The sequence below is a fragment of the Mucilaginibacter sp. P4_G9 genome (assembly GCF_056400985.1).
This window is the reverse complement of sequence record NZ_JBFUKF010000332.1, coordinates 1-5,572: the sequence shown is the minus strand read 5'-3', so window position 1 is coordinate 5,572 and position 5,572 is coordinate 1. Positions and strand designations below refer to the sequence as shown.

At 36.9% G+C, this 5,572-nt stretch carries 8 protein-coding genes; 4 read left to right on the top strand and 4 right to left on the bottom strand.

Annotated features, from left to right (window positions below):
• Nucleotides 1–137: 137 nt before the first annotated feature.
• The 3 genes from AC1DPZ_RS20970 to AC1DPZ_RS20960 all read right to left on the bottom strand — a co-directional run bounded on the left by AC1DPZ_RS20970 (nucleotide 138) and on the right by AC1DPZ_RS20960 (nucleotide 1,662).
• Nucleotides 138–539, bottom strand: a complete 402-nt coding sequence (locus AC1DPZ_RS20970; protein ID WP_477407073.1) for a hypothetical protein — start codon at nucleotides 537–539, stop codon at nucleotides 138–140.
• Nucleotides 540–558: 19 nt separating this feature from the next.
• The gene (locus AC1DPZ_RS20965; protein ID WP_477407071.1) at nucleotides 559–1,050 is read right to left on the bottom strand and encodes a hypothetical protein; all 492 of its coding nucleotides are present in this window, start codon (nucleotides 1,048–1,050) and stop codon (nucleotides 559–561) included.
• Between the two features lie 63 nt (nucleotides 1,051–1,113).
• Nucleotides 1,114–1,662 carry a hypothetical protein gene (locus AC1DPZ_RS20960; protein WP_477407069.1) on the bottom strand — a complete coding sequence of 183 codons (549 nt, stop codon included), beginning with the start codon at nucleotides 1,660–1,662 and terminating at the stop codon, nucleotides 1,114–1,116.
• A gap of 470 nt (nucleotides 1,663–2,132) precedes the next feature.
• Between AC1DPZ_RS20960 and AC1DPZ_RS20955 the strand changes: the two genes are divergently transcribed.
• From AC1DPZ_RS20955 to AC1DPZ_RS20945, 3 genes are read left to right on the top strand one after another with little or no spacing between them, the layout of a single operon-like run.
• A complete protein-coding gene (locus AC1DPZ_RS20955; RefSeq protein ID WP_477407067.1) occupies nucleotides 2,133–2,435 on the top strand; it encodes a hypothetical protein in 303 nt (100 codons plus the stop codon).
• Nucleotides 2,436–2,443: 8 nt separating this feature from the next.
• Entirely contained in the window at nucleotides 2,444–2,989 is a 546-nt protein-coding gene (locus AC1DPZ_RS20950) for a hypothetical protein (RefSeq protein ID WP_477407065.1), read from the top strand.
• The gene (locus AC1DPZ_RS20945; RefSeq protein ID WP_477407063.1) at nucleotides 2,973–3,548 is read left to right on the top strand and encodes a hypothetical protein; all 576 of its coding nucleotides are present in this window, start codon (nucleotides 2,973–2,975) and stop codon (nucleotides 3,546–3,548) included. The genes AC1DPZ_RS20950 and AC1DPZ_RS20945 overlap by 17 nt, the downstream gene beginning before the upstream one ends.
• A 182-nt stretch (nucleotides 3,549–3,730) precedes the next feature.
• Here the strand turns inward: AC1DPZ_RS20945 and AC1DPZ_RS20940 are convergent, their stop codons facing one another.
• Nucleotides 3,731–4,036: a hypothetical protein gene (locus tag AC1DPZ_RS20940; RefSeq protein ID WP_477407061.1), complete on the bottom strand. Its 306-nt coding sequence runs from the start codon at nucleotides 4,034–4,036 to the stop codon at nucleotides 3,731–3,733.
• A 1,196-nt stretch (nucleotides 4,037–5,232) separates the two neighbouring features.
• Between AC1DPZ_RS20940 and AC1DPZ_RS20935 the strand changes: the two genes are divergently transcribed.
• Nucleotides 5,233–5,572 (top strand): lyase family protein (locus tag AC1DPZ_RS20935; protein WP_477407059.1); only part of this gene is annotated, 340 nt, incomplete at its 3' end.

Below are 5,572 nucleotides of genomic sequence, written 5' to 3'. Positions count from 1 at the left end.
GTAAAATTCCCTGCTCATTCAACATTGTTTGGCATAAAGCTACATCGATTTCTTTAAAATTAGCTATGCTGTAGATTCATATATCAGCGGGGTACACGCGAAGGGCGTGAACCAGCGGAGGGAGGTCTTTTAGTAAACTATGCCTGATTATAAAACCAAAAGTCATTAGCAGAAAATGATTTGTGATCAAAAAAATACCCAATTCGGTCCATCAATTCTTTATCGATATCTAAACAAAGAACATTTGCAGTCAAATCTTCTACTACAATTATTTGTAGATAATTAAATTCTCCTTCCGTGAGCACCGTTAATGCCTTCGCATTTTCCGCCTTAACGAACATCAATGGGTATTTTTTCCAAACATAGGCTATAATAATGTCACCTAACACGACTTGCGCCCAACGATCTTCGTCTTCTTCTGTAAAGTCGATTTCAAGATTATTTCTTTCAAGAGCTTCTATTAAAGAATAGAAATCATCAATGCTCCAAAGGACTTCTGTTGAAATTGCTTTTTTTATGTTTTTTGTTATGTTTTTCATCGCGACTTTATTGACGACTTTATTTATCACTCTGTTTTTGAGGATATAATTCAAATTCATCACTAAAAGACTCACCTACCTTTGTTGCCTGCGAATTATTAAATTCTACCAAAAATCTGTATTTGTGATTAAAGATGTTAATTGAAGAATTTCGCCATGATAAACCTGTTTTGGTCCATTTGAGCTGATATTTGACAATAACTTCGGCATTAGCTTTTAAGCCTTCAAAACGTAGTATCTCAGATTTTGGAACACTAATATTGGGAATAAATGTAAGCCATCCATCTCTTTTTTTAATCTGTTGCTCAACCACAAACCATAAGCGTCTTTTTGATTTATTTTTTATCACCAAATTTACCTGATCCGTTTCAAAATAGTTTTTTCTCGGATTCATAATATGAATCTCCATCGGGTTGTTTCCATTACTCACCTGGGCCAATGAATTAAAGGAGATGCATATCATTATAATCAATGAAAATAATGGTTTGAGTTTAAAATTTTGTTCTTCCATGTGTCGCACTTGCATTGTATTTAACTTACGGTGATAACACCGAAAACAGGCTGAACGGCCTTTTTACTCGTCTGCCAACACCTCTTTGCTCCACCGCCTACCATCGTAAACTACCTCCTTGTCTCCAAACCGGTCGAGATATTGTGGCGCAACCCATTCCTCAATCCGCCTTACCATGCCATAAGGCGATGTTGTGCGCAGCACCCGCGGTTTTTGAATGCTACTGGTTACAAAGGTTTCCTGCTCTTGCATTACCAGGTAATCGTTGCCGTTACGGTAAACAGCAATATCCTGCCATTCAAAATCTGGCAGCACTAAACCTAACACAAACATTCCGCTTACTACCCATGCAGCAATGCTTAAAAAGATTGCTGCCGGTAAGGCAAAAGGCGGCTTATAACGCATAAAGCAAATACGCAAAGTAAATAATAACCCTGCCAGGCCAAACAAACCCACAGACGTTCCGGTAAGCAGCTTTAAGGTACTGTTCAATACCTGGAACGAAAATAGATCTTCCCAGGGCATCAGGCCCAATAGTGCCATAAAAGCAAATGCCAGGATAAGCTTACCAGGCCATTTTATGGGTAGCTTAGGAGATACAGGTTTATGCATGCTGGTTGAAAGATAGATACTTTGCCGGATTTTGCAATGGATGGATTGGATATTAATTTATGTTGATAACATCGACCACTGGCTCAATCATCAATCCTTTTTGGATAGGAGATAAGGGGCAGATAAAGACTTTAATTAATGGGAAGGCCGCCCAAATCAACCTTCCCAAAGCTTAATCAATTTGTTTATCTAAATATCAGGATAACAATTTGATAGTTAATAAACTATTGTGAAACTGTAACATGGGTGGGAAATTTTATACAGCTAATGTGAATTGGTGGTATTTTGCCCGCCAATGCGGCAGCGAAAAAGTGCTTGCGGTAGCGGGGGGGTACGCGCGACACTCGTGCACCAGCGAGGGGATGTTAGCTTTCATCCGGGATTTTTATATTTTTAAGCGATGAATATACAACTGTAAGGTACTGGTGGTTAGTAATACAATAGGTCGTTGAAATTCTAATAATAAAAATATGTGGAAACTTGTGGTACTGGTAGTTGTAATCGTCTTGTTTTTTGGTTCAGTAGTCTATTTGTATAATCGATTATTCGAAGAAAATCTTCCGTATAAGTTCAGTGGCAAAGTAGAAAAAGTGAGTTATAGCGTTAAGGGAGAGCCTACTGTATTAATCAACGGCAAAGGGTTTGACCTTCCAGTAAATTTTTGGAATTTTAACCATAAAATACAAAAAGGCGATTCTTTGATAAAGCAGAAAAATTCAATGGTAATAAAACTAGTTAAACAAAAAACAGGGGAAGTAATATTTTTTAAATAAGCTATCTGATGAGAAAACTGTTTATGAAAATGATAAGAATAATGGTATCGATGGTAGCATTAATCACCATTGTTTTTTCCTGTAAAAGAAATCATAAGGAAAGAAATGAATTAGTTTTCCAAAATAAATTTGAAGATGTACAGGACTCTTTATCAAAAATGGAAAAGCTTTTATCAAGACTTCCAAAAAGAACCGATAATAAGAATACAAATTATTATATAAAAGACGAGAAGCTATTTATAAGTGATAGTTTGATAAGTAAAAACTTTATTACTTCAATACTCTTGTCTAATGTTTATACATTAGAGCAGAAAAGGGACTTTCTTAAATTGTCATATTATTTGAATGAAAATTTTTTATCAAGTGCATATTTTGATGAGAGCGATAAATTATGGCGTTTTATATATAAGGACTTTCCTGAGAGTACATTCAATGACTGCAGAGATGTATGCTTGTTAGATTTTTCTAAAACGTTAACTCTTTCAAACGACTCTGTTTTAGATCATAAAGATAAAATTTATTTGCTGGCCCCAAAAGATGCTGAAATTAGATAACAAGAATGCTAATCAATCAAGAGGATATGTATTTTTCGTGCTAAATCAAGTCAATCGGAAACAATACGTTTATCTCTTCAAAATTATTGCCGTGTTTTTAATTTGCTTTAGTAGCTGTATCCAAAATAGTGATTCTTCTGAAGATTTAAGCGGACATTACTTTTATAGGAATGAAGGAACACACGTTAAAGATATATTGAGTCATATACCAAATCGCAAAGAAATTTATTCTGAAGTTGTTGGTTATGATTTTAACTCGGATTTTATTGTCGCTGAGCAAAAGCCGGTTTATGATGAGTATAAGACAATGATCGGGTTTAATTTGCGTGAAAATCTAAAGAAATATCCAACCAATTCTAAAGAAGATGTTATTCAAAGTGAAACAGAAGCAGATAGTATTCTTAAGTACGATCCATGCTACAAATTAATATTTGCTCATAAAATTAACTACTGGATCATTGTAAATAAGGATAAAAAAGTCCTTGGTCCACTTACAAATGAGGAGTATAAAACTAAAAGGAAGGAACTAGATATACCTAAAAATATTGAAGTGAAGTAAACTCAAGGTACAGGGTCTTTTCGCTGCTGCAAGGTCCAGCTTATACTTAGCATACGGGCCACAAGCCGAAGACGCTTGCACCAGCGATGTGAATAATTTATAATAAAAAACACCTAAAGCGTATTAAACTCTTTAGGTGCTGAGAAGAAGAAGTTTCCGCTCATACGGGATTGCGCAACCATTTAGTGAGCTACACTTGCTTCCATGTTTTCGTATTCATAGTGCACAGGCGTTATCACCGGCTTAACCTGGTCAACAGCAATGCCAATTTTTTTCAAAATTGGCATTAGGGTTTCACCAAATTTATTGAATGCATCTGCCGATTCCCAAACATCAATCACTATCCAATTATTGCCTTGCTGTGCTCCTACATGGTGGTGAAGTCCTGATGGGGCCGATTGGCCTACTTTGCGCAGTTCTACCCACGCTTGGTCATACTCTTTGGCAGTCATGCCAGGAATGTTGAATTGAACGATTACTTTTTCCATGATTAATTTCATTTAATTACAACTGAATTGTTAAAATACAAAGTACCATGATGGTAGTAAAAAGAAGAGTTTTTTAGATAATTAGGGGGGAAGCTAACAAGAAGATTGTTTAATGCTAACGCTTTAAACATTGATTTATTTTGATTGATTAATTTATAAATAGTGTTTATGCAGATCGATATGATAATGCTGTTTTTTGATGCGGTTTATAAAATATGACAATTCTTAAAGTGTTGATTTTTATATAAATAGCATTTTTTACTGTTTCACCTGTTGCGAACGCAACAGTCTGATTTCCCAGCTATCGCAAAGGCTTTGAAGTATCAAGTAGTTAGTATCAAGTATCAAGACATGAAGAAGAGAGATCAAGACAGGAGCGCTTGAAGAAGTATCAGRTAGTTAGTATCAGGTATCAAGACAGGGGGCTAATTTGACATGATATAAACCGATTTTGTTTTTCCGTTTTTGATTAACACCGAATCGGAAAACGCTTTCTTGAAGATTGAGTCGCCTATGTGCACCGTCTTATAAAAATCCATCTTTTGGTGCGACCGGGTTCCCTGGTGTAAATAGTATCGCAGATCATTCCCTTTCAAACCGGATTATTATCCTGCTCCTGGCCATCTCCATTTGCGCGATTTCGCCGCGGATGTTGTTTGAATTAAAAGCATAAAAGCCTTTGCTAACAGCCCGGTGATCGAAATATATCATGGTTAAAAATGTGCCTGCCAGGAAAACCAAGAAAATGATCCCCCGGATTTTTTTCTGCCGTTTGTCCATGTCGGTTAAAATTAATCAAATTTTTGGAGTAATTACTTTCAGACTTTCAGACAAAGGATTTCCTTCCCCATCTGCAGAACAGCTCCGGGCGAAAGCGGGCGGAAGGGTGGTGGGTGGTGCGGCTTCATGACATTGTAAATTTGTCTGATCCGGGATTTCTCCGCGTTGAAAAATTAACCCTCCACTACCACAAAATCATTCAAAAATCCTATGTCGTTTTTTATTACACAAAACAGGATATTTCTCGATTTTTTTAAATAATAATACCTTTTTGTTACACATTATTGTTCTAAAAATTACCACGCAGCTTCCAATGCTTTAGGTTAAAACAATACTAAAAAACGTAAGGTAATAACCCTTCTAAAATCTTGCTACTCGATACTATCTACTTGCTACTAAATTTACATCTTTGCACTATGAGCAAGTTATGGCAAAAAACCACTAATGTTAATCAGCTGGTCGAGAGTTTCACCGTCGGCCGCGACCGTGAGTTCGACCAGGAAATGGCCGCTTTTGATGTGCTGGGTTCGCTGGCCCATACCCGCATGCTACAAAGCATCGGCCTGATGGATGTTGCTGATCTTGAGCTTGTTCAGCGCGAATTGAAAGCTATTTATGCTGATATTGAGCAGGGAAATTTCACCATCGAAGATGGGGTAGAAGACGTACACTCGCAGGTAGAAATGCTTCTTACCCAGCGCATTGGCGATGCCGGCAAAAAAATCCACTCCGGCCGCTCCCGCAACGACCAGGTGC